Annotated in this window: 10 protein-coding genes; 4 read left to right on the plus strand and 6 right to left on the minus strand. The window is 68.0% G+C overall.

What is annotated here, in order from left to right; all coding sequences use genetic code 11:
- The gene (gene hisC, locus FPL11_RS08405; protein WP_144348206.1) at positions 1–1,071 is read right to left on the minus strand and encodes a histidinol-phosphate transaminase; all 1,071 of its coding nucleotides are present in this window, start codon (positions 1,069–1,071) and stop codon (positions 1–3) included.
- A 134-nt stretch (positions 1,072–1,205) separates the two neighbouring features.
- Here hisC and FPL11_RS08410 point away from each other — a divergent pair, with 134 nt between their 5' ends.
- The gene (locus tag FPL11_RS08410; protein WP_235013459.1) at positions 1,206–2,903 is read left to right on the plus strand and encodes an ABC transporter permease; all 1,698 of its coding nucleotides are present in this window, start codon (positions 1,206–1,208) and stop codon (positions 2,901–2,903) included.
- Here FPL11_RS08410 and FPL11_RS08415 read toward each other — a convergent pair whose 3' ends face one another.
- Positions 2,904–4,043 carry an ABC transporter ATP-binding protein gene (locus FPL11_RS08415; protein ID WP_144348207.1) on the minus strand — a complete coding sequence of 380 codons (1,140 nt, stop codon included), beginning with the start codon at positions 4,041–4,043 and terminating at the stop codon, positions 2,904–2,906.
- 141 nt (positions 4,044–4,184) lie between these two features.
- Between FPL11_RS08415 and FPL11_RS08420 the strand changes: the two genes are divergently transcribed.
- From FPL11_RS08420 to xerD, 3 genes are all read left to right on the plus strand, one after another.
- Positions 4,185–5,210: a Fe(3+) ABC transporter substrate-binding protein gene (locus tag FPL11_RS08420; protein ID WP_144348208.1), complete on the plus strand. Its 1,026-nt coding sequence runs from the start codon at positions 4,185–4,187 to the stop codon at positions 5,208–5,210.
- 99 nt (positions 5,211–5,309) lie between these two features.
- Positions 5,310–6,122 (plus strand): slipin family protein, encoded by an 813-nt coding sequence (locus FPL11_RS08425; protein ID WP_110883009.1) that lies wholly within the window; start codon positions 5,310–5,312, stop codon positions 6,120–6,122.
- Positions 6,115–7,029, plus strand: coding sequence for a site-specific tyrosine recombinase XerD (xerD, locus tag FPL11_RS08430; protein ID WP_144348209.1), 915 nt, complete (start codon positions 6,115–6,117; stop codon positions 7,027–7,029). Before FPL11_RS08425 ends, xerD begins: the two co-directional genes overlap by 8 nt.
- Here the strand turns inward: xerD and fdxA are convergent, their stop codons facing one another.
- The 4 genes from fdxA to FPL11_RS08450 form a co-directional block, all read right to left on the minus strand.
- Positions 7,030–7,353: a ferredoxin FdxA gene (gene fdxA, locus FPL11_RS08435; protein WP_069133923.1), complete on the minus strand. Its 324-nt coding sequence runs from the start codon at positions 7,351–7,353 to the stop codon at positions 7,030–7,032. It lies immediately after the preceding gene.
- 66 nt (positions 7,354–7,419) lie between these two features.
- Entirely contained in the window at positions 7,420–10,026 is a 2,607-nt protein-coding gene (gene mutS, locus FPL11_RS08440; RefSeq protein WP_235013458.1) for a DNA mismatch repair protein MutS, read from the minus strand.
- Positions 10,027–10,033: 7 nt separating this feature from the next.
- Complete coding sequence (locus FPL11_RS08445; protein WP_144348210.1) at positions 10,034–13,207, minus strand: ATP-binding protein; 3,174 nt, start codon at positions 13,205–13,207, stop codon at positions 10,034–10,036.
- A complete protein-coding gene (locus FPL11_RS08450) occupies positions 13,207–14,493 on the minus strand; it encodes a metallophosphoesterase family protein (RefSeq protein WP_144348211.1) in 1,287 nt (428 codons plus the stop codon). The genes FPL11_RS08445 and FPL11_RS08450 overlap by 1 nt, the downstream gene beginning before the upstream one ends.
- Positions 14,494–14,562 lie beyond the last annotated feature (69 nt).

The following is a 14,562-nucleotide window of genomic DNA, read 5'->3' on the forward strand; positions in this document are numbered from 1 at the left end:
CTAGAGCATCGCGAGCAGCGCAGTCAGCAGCGCATCGTTCTGCGCCGGGGTCCCGACGCTGATGCGCAGGTGATCGCGCAGCCGCGGGGTGTCGAAATGGCGCACCAGGATGCCCTGGTCCTTGAGCCCGGCGTACAGCTGCGCGGCGCCGGCCGCAGCGCCCTCGGGCACCCGCGCCAGGCAGAAGTTCGCCTGGCTGTCGGGCACCGTGAAGCCTGCCTCGCGCAGGGTCCCGGTCAGGCGCTGGCGTTCATCACGCACTGCCGCCCAGCTGGCCCGGGCGCTGGATTGATCCGCCAGCGCGGCGGCGCCCAGATGATCAGCCACCGCATCGACGCTGTAGCTGTCCCGGGTCTTGGTGGCGATCGGCTCGATCAGGCCAGCCGGGCCGATGCCATAGCCAAGCCGCAGACCGGCCAACGAATAGCCCTTTGACAGCGTCCGCAGAATCATCAGGTTGTCGTGCCGGTGGATCAGGGCGGTGACATCGTGATCGGGGTCGGCGAAGTCCACGTAGGCCTCGTCCACCAGCAGCACGCCCTGCAGCGCGTCGGCGAGGGCGCTGATGACATCCGCGGCAAGCAGCCGACCACTGGGGGCGTGGGGATTGACCAGCAGCGTCAGGGCTACGCCGGCACGGTTCATTTCGGCGGCAAATTCCGCCGGCGGCGCCCAGTCGCTGTCCAGTGCCACCCGGTGCACCGGGCTGTCGTGAATCGCGGCCAGCACGGGGTAGAGGGAATAGCTGGGCTCGGCGATGCCGATGGGCTGCCCGGGCGGGACGAATGTGGTGATGGCAAGCCGCAGCAGTTCGTCGCCCCCGTTGGTGGCCACCAGCTGGCTCCGGTTCACGCCATGCAGCGCCGCCGCCTCGTTCATCACCGCTGCCGCGCCGGGGGAGGGGTAGCGGCGCAGGGCCTCGGCGCCGATCGTTGTCAGCGCCTCCATGACCCGGGGCGAGGGCGGCCACGGGTTTTCGTTGGTGTTGAGCTTGATGACGCCCGGGTCGGTGGGCTGCTCGCCGGGCACGTAACCCGCCATATGGCGGATGATGTCGCGTTCGTAAGTCATGGGGGCATCATACCGCCGGCATTGACGGGCGTCAGCGCCGACCCGGCCGTGATGGGCTGAAAAACCCGCCCGAGACCGCTATCATTGTGGACTAATAAGGTCCTGATCCACGATTGCGCCTGGAGTATCCAACAGTGGCAGCGTCTGCGCGTTCGCTCTCGTTCTTCCCCCGCCTGCTTCTCGCCTCGCGGCGCATGAGCATCTGGACGATCATGATGCTCACGATCGCGCTGCTGGTCTCGCTGCCGGTGCTCACGGTGCTGGCGCATGTGTTCGTGCCCGCGCCGGATGTGTGGGCGCACCTGGCGACCACGGTGCTGCCGCGTTATCTGCTCAACACCGCGGGTCTGGTGCTGGGCGTGGGTGTCGGTGTGCTGGTGCTGGGAGTCGGTACGGCATGGCTGGTGGTGATGTGCCGGTTCCCCGGCCAGCGCCTGTTCGAGTGGGCGCTGCTCCTGCCGCTGGCGGTGCCGACTTACGTCATCGCCTATGCCTACACCGACTTCCTGCAGTTTGCCGGGCCGCTGCAGAGCCTGCTGCGGGACCTGTTCGGCTGGAGTGCGGGCGACTACTGGTTTCCGCCGGTGCGCTCGCTGGGTGGCGCGATCGCCCTGCTGTCCCTGGTGCTCTATCCCTATGTCTATCTGCTCACGCGCGCGGCGTTCCTCGAGCAGTCCGTCTGCGTGCTCGAAGTGGGCCGCACGCTGGGGCGCGGGCCGTGGCGGCTGTTCAGCACCATCGCCATTCCGCTGGCGCGGCCGGCCATCGCCGGGGGCGCCGCGCTTGCGCTGATGGAAACGCTCAATGAGTTCGGCGCCGTGCAGTTCTTCGCCCTCGATACCTTCACCACCGGCATCTACCGGACCTGGTTCGGGCTGGGCGAGCGTACCGCGGCGGCCCAGCTCGCGGGGGTGCTGCTACTGTTCGTGCTGGCGCTGCTGCTGATCGAGCGCATCTCGCGCGGCAAGGCACAGTACTTTCACACCTCCAGTCGCTACCGCGAACTGCCACAGTATGAGCTGCGGGGCGCGCGGCGCTGGCTGGCGGTGGCGGGCTGCGGGCTGCCGGTGGTGCTGGGCTTTGTCCTGCCGGCGCTGCTGCTGCTCGAAATGAGCCTGACCAACGGTGATGGGCGGCTCGGCTGGGCGTTTCTGCCCTACATCTTCAACAGTGTCAGCCTGGCCACCGCGGCCGCACTGGGCGCGGTCGGCCTGGCGGTGCTGTTGTCTTACGGCGTGCGGCTGGCGCCCTCGCCCCTCACCGAGGCGGCGGTGCGGGTCTCCGCGATGGGCTACGCCGTGCCGGGCGCCGTCATCGCCGTGGGCATCCTCATCCCGCTGGGCTGGATGGATCAACAGCTCTATGCGCTGTTCCGCGGCGAGTTCGGCTGGGATGTCGGTCTGCTGCTCACCGGCAGTGGCGTGGCGCTGGTGTATGCCTATCTGGTGCGCTTTCTGGCGGTGTCCTACAACGCGGTCCAGGCCAGTCTGACCAAGGTCACGCCCACCATGGATGCCGCGTCGCGCACTCTGGGCAAGACCGCCGGCGGGACCCTGCGCCGGGTGCATGCGCCGATCATGCGCGGCAGTCTGCTGGGCGCCGGGATCCTGGTGTTCGTCGACGTTATGAAAGAGCTGCCGGCGACCATCATTCTGCGGCCCTTCGACTTCACCACACTGGCGGTGCGCTCCTACGAGCTGGCCTCGGATGAACGCCTCAGTCAGTCGTCCACGGCGTCACTGGCGATCGTGCTGGTGGGGATCGTCCCGGTGATTCTGCTCAGCCGCGCCATGCGGCATTCCCGGCCCGGATCGGCCGACTCGGATCACTGATCAGGCCGCAAAGACGAACGTCTGACTGGGGTCGAGGTGGATATCGATGGGCTCGTCGCGCTGGGGCAGGAAAACCCCGGGCATATGGGCATGCATGTGGAATTCATCATTGCCCTGGTGCACACACAGGTGAATGAAGCTGGCCCCGCCCAGCAGCCGCGACATGAGGACATGGCTGTGGCTGTGGTCCATGGGGCCTGAGCGTTTCTCGACGCTGAGCGCCTCCGGGCGGATCAATACCTGGGCATTGGTGCCTTCCGCCAGGTGGCCTGCATCCACAGGGCCCAGCGGGGTCGCGACCTGACCGTCCGTGACCACCCCGCGGACCTCGTTCACATCCCCGAAGAAGCGCACCACGAAGGGATCCTGCGGGTTGCAGTAGATCTCGGTCGGCGTGCCCTGCTGGACGATCCGGCCGTCGCGCATGACGGCGATCCGGTCGGCCATGAACAGGGCTTCCTCCGGGTCATGGGTGACCAGCAGCGTCGCGGTGCCGTTGCGCTTGAGCAGGTGCAGCGTGTCGTCGCGGATGCGGTCACGAAGACGCGCATCAAGGCCCGAAAACGGCTCGTCGAGGAGCATGATCCGCGGCGATGGGGCCAGCGCGCGGGCCAGCGCGACGCGCTGCTGCTGCCCGCCGGACAAGACATGCGGGAAGCTCTCCGCAAAGGGCGCGAGCCCCAGCTGGGCGAGCAGGGCGCGGGAACGCTGCTCGCGCTCGCGCGCCGACATTCTGGGCAACCCGAAGCCCACATTGTCGAGAACGCTCAGGTGCGGGAACAGCACGGCGTCCTGAAAGACAAGACCGACCTGGCGCTGCTCCGGCGGGGTCCAGGTGCTGTCACTGGCGTCGGACATCAGCGTGTTGCCAATCCGTACCCGACCGGCCTGGGGACGCTCCAGCCCGGCGGCGAACCGCAACAGGGTCGTCTTGCCGCATCCCGATGGGCCGAGCAGGCAAAGCAGTTCCTCAGGCTCGACGCTCAGGTTGATGTCGTCGGCCGCGGTCACCGTATCGAACTGATGACTGATCCCCTCGAGCTGAAGGGCCTCGCCGGACGGCGTCGGGCAGGGGGCCTGTACGCCGGCGACGCCACCGGCGGGAAACCGGGAGACAAGATCGTTCTGCTGTGCGCTCATACCGGGAGTTTCGGTCATCACCCGGCGTTTTTGCAAGCGATTCTCATTGGCGGTTGACGGGGGGCGATGGGTTCGGTTTAATCGCTTTCAAGTTGCGAATGGTTCGCATCCGCATTTAACCCGCAAAACCAGGAGACTTGCATGTCAACGAAGATCCGAAACACCGCGTGGATGCTCGGCGTCGGCGTGGCGGCGGGAGTCAGCGTCGCCAGTGCCCAGACCCTCAACCTCTACACGGCCCGGCATTACGACTCGGATGAAGCGCTCTACGAGGCGTTCGAGCGGCAGACCGGCGTTGAAGTGAATGTGCTCGAGGGTGATTCCGATCAGCTCATTGAGCGGATCCGTCGCGAGGGGGCGGCGAGCCCGGCGGACATCTTCATGACCGTGGACGCCGCCCGGCTCCAGCGCGCCGAGGCGGCGGGGCTGTTTGCGCCGGTGGACTCGGAAGTGCTCAGCGAGCGCATCCCGGCGCCCCTGCGCGATCCGGAAAACCTCTGGTTCGGGTTCAGCGAGCGGGTGCGGATCGTCTACTACGACAAGGAGCAGTATGACGAGCCGCCGCTCAGTCGCTACGAGGAGCTCGCGGATCCGCGTTTCGAGGGGGAGGTCTGCATCCGCTCCTCGAACAATGACTATAACCAGTCGCTGGTGGCCTCGCTGATCGCCGCCAACGGGCCGGAGGCCACCGAAGCCTGGGCCGAGGGACTGGTCGACAACATGGCGCGTCCGCCGCAGGGCGGCGACACCGACCAGATCCGTGGGGTCGCCGCCGGCGAGTGTGGCCTGGCGGTGGGTAACCACTACTACTGGATCCGCCTCGCGCTGTCCGACAACGAGGCCGATCAGGCCGTCGCCGAGCGTGCCGGGCTGATCTTCCCCAACCAGGATGGCCGGGGCACGCATCGCAACATTGGCGGCGCGGGCATGGTCGAGGGCGCCCCGAATCCCGAGGCGGCCCGTCAGTTCCTCGAGTTTCTCGCCTCGGACGAGGCTCAGAAGCTGTTTTCCGCTGGCAACAACGAGTTTCCCGCGGTCGAGGGTGTTGAGCCGGTCGAGGCACTTCAGCCCTACACCGACGTCGCCTTTGACGATGTCAGCATGAGCGTGCTGGGTGACTACAACGCCGACGCGGTGCGACTGATGGACCGGGCCGGCTGGCGCTGATCCCTGATTCCCTCCCCTTGATGGCTTGGCCGCGACGGGAACGAACCCGCTCGCGGCCTTTTCTGTCCTAGAATGGAGACATACCGATAAGGGGATATTATGTTGATTCCAGGTTTGATTGTCGCCGCTGCGATCCTGCTGATCGTGGTGGCATCGTTTCGTGTGTTCCGCGAATACGAACGCGCGGTGGTGTTTCTGCTCGGGCGCTTCTGGCGCGTGAAAGGGCCCGGCCTGCGGCTGGTCATTCCCATCATCCAGCAGGCGGTCAAGGTGGATCTGCGGGTGATCACGCTCGATGTCCCCTCCCAGGACGTCATTTCCAAGGACAACGTCACCGTCAAGGTGAACGCGGTGCTCTACTACCGCGTCATGGATCCCGAGCGGGCGGTCATTCATGTCGAGGATTTCAACGCCGCGACCAGCCAGCTCGCGCAGACGACGCTGCGCTCGGTGCTTGGCAAGCACGATCTCGACGAGATGCTCTCGGAGCGCGACAAGCTCAACTCCGACATCCAAGAGATCCTCGATGACCAGACCAATGCCTGGGGCATCAAGGTGGCGAATGTCGAGATCAAGCATGTCGATCTTGATGAGTCCATGATTCGGGCGATTGCCCGGCAGGCCGAGGCGGAGCGCAATCGGCGTGCCAAGGTGATTCATGCCGAGGGTGAGTACCAGGCCTCGCAGCAGTTGCTGGATGCCGCGAATGTGCTGGCGGAGAATCCGCAGGCCATCCAGCTGCGTTATCTGCAGACACTGAGCGATATCTCGGTGGACAACGCCTCGACCATTGTCTTCCCGGTGCCCATGGAGATGATGAAAGCCCTCGGCCCCGGTGGGCTGCAGACCGGTGGCGCGCCGTTCAGCGTGAACCCCGGCAGCGACGCGGCGCCGGCGGGGGCCAATGGCTGAGCCGGCGCGGGCCGAGGCCCAGGCTGCTATCGTCGAGTCTTTCCTCGACGGCCTGTGGATGGAGCGGGGGCTGGCCGGCAATACCCTGACGGCCTATCGCAGCGATCTGCTGGCGTTTGCCCGCTGGCTGGATGAATCCGGCGCCCCGGCGCTGCTGGATGTCGGGCGGGCGGAGGTCATGCGCTACCTCGCGGCCCGCGTGGCGGGCGGGGCCAGCCGGCGCAGCAGCGCCCGGCTGCTCTCGGCCCTGCGGCGCTTCTACCGCTTCCAGCTCCGGCAGGGGATGATTGAGCATGATCCCACCGCGCGGGTGGAAGCGCCGCGTTCGGGCCGGCCGCTGCCGACATCCCTCACCGAGGCGGAGGTGGACCGCCTGCTGGAGGCGCCCGACACCGATTCGTTCCTCGGGCTGCGCGATCGGGCCATGCTCGAGCTGTTGTACGCCACCGGGTTGCGGGTCTCGGAACTGGTCGGGCTGCGACTCGATCAGGTCAATCGCCGGCAGGGTGTGGTCCGGGTGACGGGTAAGGGCGGCCGGGAGCGCCTGGTGCCCCTGGGTGAGACGGCACTGGCCGCCCTTGAACAGTATCTGGCGGATGGCCGTGCGGCGGTCACCCGGGCCGCGGGCGCGTCATCCGTGTTCGTCACCCAACGGGGTCAAGGGATGACCCGTCAGGCTTTCTGGTACCGGGTGCGCGATCATGCCCGCACGGCGGGCATTCACCAACCGCTGTCACCGCATACGCTCCGCCATTCGTTCGCCACCCATCTGCTCAATCATGGCGCCGACCTGCGGGCGGTGCAGCTGCTGCTCGGCCATAGCGACCTGTCGACCACGCAGATCTACACCCACGTGGCCCAGGCCCGGTTACAGGCCCTGCATGCGGCGCACCATCCGCGCGGCTAGCTAGCGCTCGAGGTGCTCGAGCTTATTGGGAACGCCGTCCCATTGCTCGGCATCCGCCGGCGCTTCCTTCATTTCGGTGATCACCGGCCACTTCTGCGCCAGATCGGCATTCAGATCCAGAAAATGCACCATCTCGTTCGGCAGGTCGTCCTCTGAATAGATCGCCTCGGCCGGGCATTCGGGCTCGCAGAGGGTGCAGTCGATGCACTCATCAGGGTCGATGGCGAGAAAGTTGGGGCCCTCGTGGAAGCAGTCCACCGGGCAGACTTCCACGCAGTCGGTGTATTTGCATTTGATGCAGTTATCGGTGACGACGTACGTCATGGTTCTCTCCGGTCGGTGATCAATCGATGCCCCCGGATGCTAGGGCCACCACCGGGTGGCATCAACCTACGGGCGCCGGGGTTGGGTGGGGGCGGATTCGTTCGCCTCGATCTGTTCGCGCAGCTCGTAGAGCAGATCGTGGGCCTGGCGCGGTGTCAGGTCGTCGGGGTTCAGCGCCTCAAGCCGGGCCCGCACGGCGCTCGCCGGCGGGTCGGGATCCGGGGGCGGGACCGGCGACCCGGATGTTTCACCGAACAGCGAGAGCTGCGGGACCGCCGGTTCACTGGCCTCGAGCCGTGTCAGCTTGTCCCGGGCCGTCTGCAGGACCGCATCGGGCACGCCGGCGAGCGCCGCCACCTGCAGGCCGTAGCTCTGATTGGCCGGCCCTTCCCGCACGCTATGCAGAAACACGATCCGCTCACCGTGTTCCACCGCCTCAAGATGCACATTCGCCGCGCCGGGCGAGTGTTCGGGCAGGGTGGTCATCTCGAAATAATGGGTGGCGAACAGGCTGAAGGCCCGGATCCGCTCGCAGAGCGCTTCGGCAGTCGCCCAGGCCAGGGCCAGACCGTCGAAGGTGCTGGTGCCACGGCCGATCTCATCGAGCAGGACCAGGCTCTCACGGGTGGCATTGCGCAGAATGTTGGCGGTCTCGGTCATTTCGACCATGAATGTCGAGCGGCCGCCGGCCAGATCGTCCGAGGCGCCGATGCGGGTGAAGATCCGGTCGATGGGCCCGAATGCGGCCTCGGTCGCCGGGACGAAGCTGCCGATATGCGCCATCAGGGTGATCAGCGCGACCTGGCGCATGTAGGTGGACTTTCCGCCCATGTTGGGCCCGGTAATCACCAGCATCCGCCGTTGATCATCGAGGTCGATGTCGTTGGGGATGAAGGGTTGCCCGGTGCTGCGCTCCACGACCGGATGGCGGCCGCCCCGCAGGCGGATCCCGGGGGTCTCACCAAGCCGGGGCTGGACATAGCCGAGGCTGTCGGCGCGCTCGGCCAGCGTGGCCAGGGTGTCGAGTTCCGCCAGTGCCGCCGCCAGGTCCATGAGGCCAGCCAGGTGTGAGCCCAGCCACTGAACCAATGATTCATAGAGCGCCTTCTCCCGCGCCAGTGCCCGCTCACGCGCCGAGAGCACCTTGTCTTCGAAGCCCTTGAGCTCAGGGGTGATGTAGCGCTCGGTGCTCTTGAGGGTCTGGCGCCGGGTATATCGGCTGGGTGCCTGATCGCTCTGGCTGCGACTGATCTCGATGTAGTAGCCATGGACCCGGTTGAAACTGACTTTCAGCGAACTCAGGCCGGTGGCATCACGCTCGCGGGTCTCGAGGTCGGCGAGGTAGTCATCGGCGTTGCGCGACAGGTCGCGGAGTTCATCGAGCGTCGCGTCATAGCCATCGGCGATCACGCCGCCGTCCCGGATCACGACCGGCGGCTGGGCGACAAGGGCGCGATCCAGGGCGTCGGCGGGCCCCGGTTGCGGGGCGGCATCGCGGGCCAGCGTCATCAGGCGTGGCTCGTCATGACAATCGAGCACCGCGGCCAGCTCGGGCAGCTCGGCAAGGGTGTCGCGCAGGCCGGTCAGATCCCGCGGCCGGGCGGATCCCATGCCGATCCGCGCACTGATCCGCTCTACATCGGCGCACCGCCGCAGGGTCTCGCGCAGGTCGGTGGGGTCGTGATGGATGAGCGCGGCGATGGCCGATTGCCGGGCCCGCAGCGCCGCCTGGTCGCGCAGTGGGCGATTGATCCAGCGCCGCAGGGTGCGACTGCCCATGGCGGTGACGGTGGTATCGAGCACAGCCGCCAGGGTGTGATCGCTGCCGCCACCCAGATTGGTTTCAAGCTCGAGGTTGCGGCGACTGGCCGCATCAATGGTGATGGCCGCATCGGTGGGTTCGACGCGCAGTTCGCGGATATGCGGCAGTGCCGAGCGCTGGGTGTCGGACACGTACTGGAGAAGCGCCCCGGCCGCGGCGATCGCCAGAGGCATTGAATCCACGCCGAAGCCGCTCAGGTCGCGCGTGGCAAAATGGCGGGTCAGCAAGCGTTCACTGGCCTCGCGCTCGAAATGCCAGGGCGGGCGCCGGGTGACTCCGGCCGGCTGATCGGGCACCACCGGCGGCTCGGCGGACTCGGCAATCAGGACCTCGCGGGGCGCGAGCCGTTCGAGTTCCGCGCTCAGTCCGGCCTCGCCGTGGCCCTCGCTGACGGTATATCGACCCGCTGCCAGTTCCAGGCTTGCCAGACCCCAGTCGTCGCCATCGCGGGCGATGGCCGTCAGCAGGTTGCTGCGCCGGTCTTCCAGCAGCGCCTCGTCGGTGACCGTACCGGGCGTCACCACGCGCACCACCTGACGCTCGACGGGTCCTTTGGCGAGCGCCGGGTCACCAATCTGTTCGCAGATCGCTACAGACTCGCCCCGGGCGAGTAGCCGGGCGAGATAACCCTCGTAGCTGTGGACTGGGACGCCGGCCATGGGAATCGGCTCACCGGCCGATTCACCGCGCTGGGTCAGGGTGATGTCCAGCAGTTCCGAGGCGCGACGGGCGTCCTCATAGAAAAGCTCGTAGAAGTCGCCCATGCGGTAGAACAGGAGGATATCCGGGTGTTCCGCCTTGATCCGGAGGAACTGCTGCATCATGGGGGTGTGGCGGGGTGATTGATTCATCCCCGTATCATACGAGGCCGTCCGTGCCGGCAGCCAGCCATGCGCTGATCGTCTGAATGCGCCGCGGGTCGGCCTGATGCCCCAGCCCGTCGAGCAGGCGCCGCGTCAGTCCCGCCGAATCCAGTGGCGGGCGAGGGTCGAGATAGCCGTTGGCCTGCAGCCATTCCTCAAAGGCCTCGATCAGCGACGGACTCAGCCGCTTGACGGCTTTACCGCGGAGCGCCGCGAGCAGGGCGACCGGATCGCCGTTGTGCTGGTTCGCCTGATCGGTGACCCGCTGTTGCATGGTGTCGCTGAAAACGTCTGACGCCTCGATGGCCGCTCCATCCACGGGAAAAGACCGCCCTTCCCGGGCCAGGGAATGCCAGGCCCGGGCAATGCTGATCCGCTCGCCCAGGCTGGGGCCCGCGGCGATGGTCTGGCTGGCCTGCGCGCCGGCGGGGGTTGCAAGCCAGGTGGCCAGCGGCCCCAGGGTGGCAAGCTGCCAGCGCTCCATCAGTGTGTGCAGGCCATCGAGGTCGTCGCGCAGCAGGTGAAAGATATGGATCGCCCCGGCATCGGCAAGCGGGTCCACCGCCGGGACGGCGATCCGCTCACCGTAGGCCTCCGCGCTTTGGCCCTCGGGGGCCGGTACCTGGGGGAGGTCGACCGTGGGCAGCGCCGTCGGGGCGCGGTCAGTCGCCTGGCGCAGGGCCCCCAGATCGATGCGATGCGATGCCGGCTCGACGCTCGCCTCCCACAGGGCCAGGTCATCGGCACGCGCGGTCAGATAGAGGATCTGGCGGTCCTCCTCCCGGGCCATGGATTCGAGGTTGTCGGCCACGGCGGCGAAGCGCCGCGCGTCGGTATGGGTCAGTGCCTCGTCGAGCACCAGAGGCAGGGTGGGGCCGCCGCCCTCCTGGTCGCGGGCCCAGGCCACCCTTGCCGCCAGCAGCAGCTGCATTCGGGTCCCCGAGGAAAGGGCGGTCAGCGGGTGGCGGCGATCGTTGCGCAGATCCCGGGCCATTGCCTGATAGTGACTGTCCAGCTCGAATGACCACTGGTGATGGGTGAACGCCTCGAATCGCTCGCGGGCATCGCGCAGCAGTCCCGGCTCGTGGCGTTTGCGGTAGTCGGCCTCGATGTCGCGCAGCAGCCAGTCGCCGAGCTGGGTCTGCAGGTAATGGTCGCGTTGGCGCTGCAGGGCATCCGCCAGGGCCTGTTCATCGGCGAGGGCGCGGGCGAGGGCGCTGTCACTGCCGGCCTGCTCGAGGCTGGCATCCAGATCGGCGATCTCGCGGCTCAGGGTTTCGAGTTGGGCCGCCGTCTCGCGACGCTGCTCGATGGCGCTGGCGATGGTCTCGGCCTCGGCGTTCAGGGTCCACTCGATGAGCTCGGGCCAGGCTTCGAGGGGCGTCCGCAGCTGCTGCTCCAGCAACTGCGCCTGATCCAGGTCCCGGCGGGTCTGTATGTAGCGTTCATGGGCCTCGAGCCGCGCCGCCAGTCCGGCACGGTCACCCACTTCGACGTCCGCGCGCCGATAGATCTCAGCCCGGGCTGTTAGGCGTTCGTCCAGCTCGCTCTGCAGCCGCTCCTGCTCGCGCGCCAGCTCATCGAGGCTGCGCTGGCATTCGCGGGCCCGATCGAGACGCCCGTCGAGGCTCTCCAGTGTGCTATGCACGGCCTCGGCGTCATCCCCGGGCTCGGCGACCCACGGCGCGAGCAGGCGCTGGAGCGAGGCCTGTTGGCTGACGACCCGCTGTTCCCGTTCGGCCACGCGGGCCGACTCGCGCTCGTGCTCACCGCGGGCGCGGTGACAGTCGCGTACCAGGTCGAGGAACCGTGCAAGCCCCAGATCCCGATAATCGAGGCCCTCGAGCCCGGCATCGGCCAGGGCGGTTTCCAGGGCGCTGCGGGCCTGCGCCGTTGCCTCGGCACGGGCCGTGTCGCGCGCGGCGGGCTCAGGGCGTGACTGCCATCCGGCGGCGGCCGCCGCCGCGGCGGCAAGAAACCCGCCGATCAGAGGGATCGGTGCCGCAGCCAGCGCCCCGGCGACGGCAACCATCAGGGCGCTGAGAATGGCAACCGCGAATAATCCCCGCGTCCCCCGTCGCGCGCTCTGCCCGGGGGATTCGTCATGATCCTCCCGGTTGCGGGCATCATGATAGCGGCGCAACGCCTCGCCGATGGCATCGACGGATGCAGGGGCGAGCGCGGGGGGTGAATCCACCGGGGCACCCAGTGCCTCACAGGCATGGGTTAACGTGGCCGCCGCCACCGCCTGGTTTTCGGCCGCGTGGCGCCGGTCCTGTTCCGCCGTTCGCAGGCCCTCCAGCCGGTGGCGGGCGTCACTGATGAGCGCCCGCTCGGGCCGTGATTCCGCGAGCCCCGTGGCCGCCAGGGCGGCATCCTGATCGCGGCGCCGACGCTCGATATCGCGCAGCTGCTCGTGGCGGGCGGCGATGGCCTGATCATAGCCATCCACCGCCGCTCCCTCGTCGCCCGTCAGTGCCTGGAGGACCGGCGGAAAACCGGCCTGGTGGCTCTCCAGCGCCCGCCGTTGATCCACCGCTTCCCGGAGCTGCTGGCACTGGCCGAAGCGCTCGAGGGTTGCCTGAGCCTCGCGGGCGGCGGCGAGGCGCTCGACCCGCTCCGCCCGGCCGTGGCGCTGCTGCTCGAGCTGGCGGTAGTGGGATTCCGTCGCTTCGCGGTGCTTGATCGCCGCCTGCCAGTCGCGACGCTGGTTCTTGGGAAACCCCGGGACCTGCAGATTGGCCTCGCGCCGCACCTGAGCCAGATCGATGCCCCCGGCGAGGGCGGCCCGAAAGCGCTGCTCGAGGGCCAGGTCGTCGTCCTCGTCGGGTGCGATCAGGGTTTCGGCGCGCAACCAGTAGCTGCCCAGGGCGTCGGCGGCGGGCAGGCGCGGCGGCTCGCCTGCCTCGCCGTCGCAGAACCAGCGCTGGTTGGGCCCATCGCGCTCGACGCTCCAGTGATGAGTGGCATCAACAAACGCGGCCCGCAGCCTGAGGGCAGGCGGATCGGTCCGGCGGGCCTCCGCGAGCAGGTAGTGCAGCGCACGGATCAGGCTGCTCTTGCCGATGGCGTTCGGCCCAAGGATAAAGTTGGTGCCGGGGGCCAGATCGGTGATCCGGATCGGATCGACGCCCGGGAGCTGCTCAATATCCAGCCGGGTCAGCCGCATCAGTCACGCTCCTGAGCGAGCATGGCGCGGAGGGCGTTCTGACCGCTTTCACGCAGCCAGTCGGCAAGCCTCTGCCGGTCGGGCCATGGCCCGGGCAGCTGACTCCAGCCCGCATGACCCGGCATGCTCTGCAGGTGCCGGTCGGCGGCTTCAAGCAGGGCGGCCCGGTCGGCGTCGGTGGCGTCGCGCTCGAGCACCAACAGGCGTCTCGCCAGCAGGCCGGGCTGGTCATCGCGCTCCGCGAGGCGGCTGAGCGGTGTGACCGGCCGGGTGTCGATCCGCCAGGATTCGACGAACCACCGGATGGTGCCGTCCAGGCCCGGCAGCTCCATGCTGTGATCGGTCTGTGGGACGGCGGGGGTGATATCGGTCTCGACGAGATCGCAGTCGCCGGTGAAACGCAGCCGTAACCCGATCAGATCCGGGCGATCATCGGCCCTGTCGAGCGCACGGGCCAGCCCTTCAAGCCGCGCGTCGAGTCGCTGAACGACATCGGCCTCGCCGGCCGCGCCGCCAATGTCGATGTCGATACGCTCCCAGCGAAGCGGAGCCAGCGGACGTTGCTCGAAACGCTGTATATGGCCGTCGGCAACCTCGATCAGCCACGGCCCGCGCGCACCCGGTTCACCGGCGTCCAGACCCACCACCGTCCCCAGGTAGCCGCTGGCGTTGTCGACATCGAGCCCGTCGGGCTGATGGATATGACCGAGCAGCCAGGCATCAAAGCGCGCATCGCGCAGGGTCGCGCCGGTGACCGGTGCGTAGGGGCTGTCCGCCTGATCGCGGTCACAGTGCAGCAGGCCCAGGCGCAGTCCGGTCCCCCGGTCATCCGGCAGCTGGGTCAGGGGGTTGTGACGGACGCGCTCGGCGGGGAAGGACCAGCCCCAGAGAGTGGCGGAGTCGCCGTGGCCCGGATCACCCAGCTGCACCGACTCCCATTGGCCATTCCGGCCCAGCAGGTGTGCATCGGGGACGCGGTCAATCAGCGGCGGCAGGATATTGACGTCGTGATTGCCGCTGACCGCGAAGGTCTGGATGCCGGCCCGGGACAGCGCCGCCACACCGGTCTGGAGACGGGGCAGCGCCTCGAAATAGTCATGCCGCGACTCAACCACGTCCCCGGCGAGCAGGACGGCTTCGGCGCCCTCGCGGATCGCCAGGTCGACGCTGCGGCGCCAGGCCTCGGCCGGTGAATAGTCATCGGCCCGAGCGGCGAGATCGGCGGGCAGGCGCGTCGGGCGGCGGCCCAGATGCAGGTCACCCACGGCGAGGAGCTTCAGTGTCATGCCGTCAATGCTCGAAGATCCGGGCGCCCGACACAAGTCGACCGCCGATGCCCTGCGACACCGGCGGTC

Origin of the sequence: Spiribacter aquaticus, assembly GCF_007625215.1 — a bacterium.
Taxonomy (GTDB): domain Bacteria; phylum Pseudomonadota; class Gammaproteobacteria; order Nitrococcales; family Nitrococcaceae; genus Spiribacter; species Spiribacter roseus.

Bases quoted from the DNA above. Each gene is read 5' to 3' on its own strand.
- hisC (WP_144348206.1), bottom strand. From the start codon at position 1,071: ATGACTTACGAACGCGACATCATCCGCCATATGGCGGGTTACGTGCCC.
- FPL11_RS08415 (WP_144348207.1), bottom strand. From the start codon at position 4,043: ATGAGCGCACAGCAGAACGATCTTGTCTCCCGGTTTCCCGCCGGTGGC.
- FPL11_RS08420 (WP_144348208.1), top strand. From the start codon at position 4,185: ATGTCAACGAAGATCCGAAACACCGCGTGGATGCTCGGCGTCGGCGTG.
- FPL11_RS08425 (WP_110883009.1), top strand. From the start codon at position 5,310: ATGTTGATTCCAGGTTTGATTGTCGCCGCTGCGATCCTGCTGATCGTG.
- xerD (WP_144348209.1), top strand. From the start codon at position 6,115: ATGGCTGAGCCGGCGCGGGCCGAGGCCCAGGCTGCTATCGTCGAGTCT.
- fdxA (WP_069133923.1), bottom strand. From the start codon at position 7,353: ATGACGTACGTCGTCACCGATAACTGCATCAAATGCAAATACACCGAC.
- mutS (WP_235013458.1), bottom strand. From the start codon at position 10,026: ATGAATCAATCACCCCGCCACACCCCCATGATGCAGCAGTTCCTCCGG.
- FPL11_RS08445 (WP_144348210.1), bottom strand. From the start codon at position 13,207: ATGCGGCTGACCCGGCTGGATATTGAGCAGCTCCCGGGCGTCGATCCG.
- FPL11_RS08450 (WP_144348211.1), bottom strand. From the start codon at position 14,493: ATGACACTGAAGCTCCTCGCCGTGGGTGACCTGCATCTGGGCCGCCGC.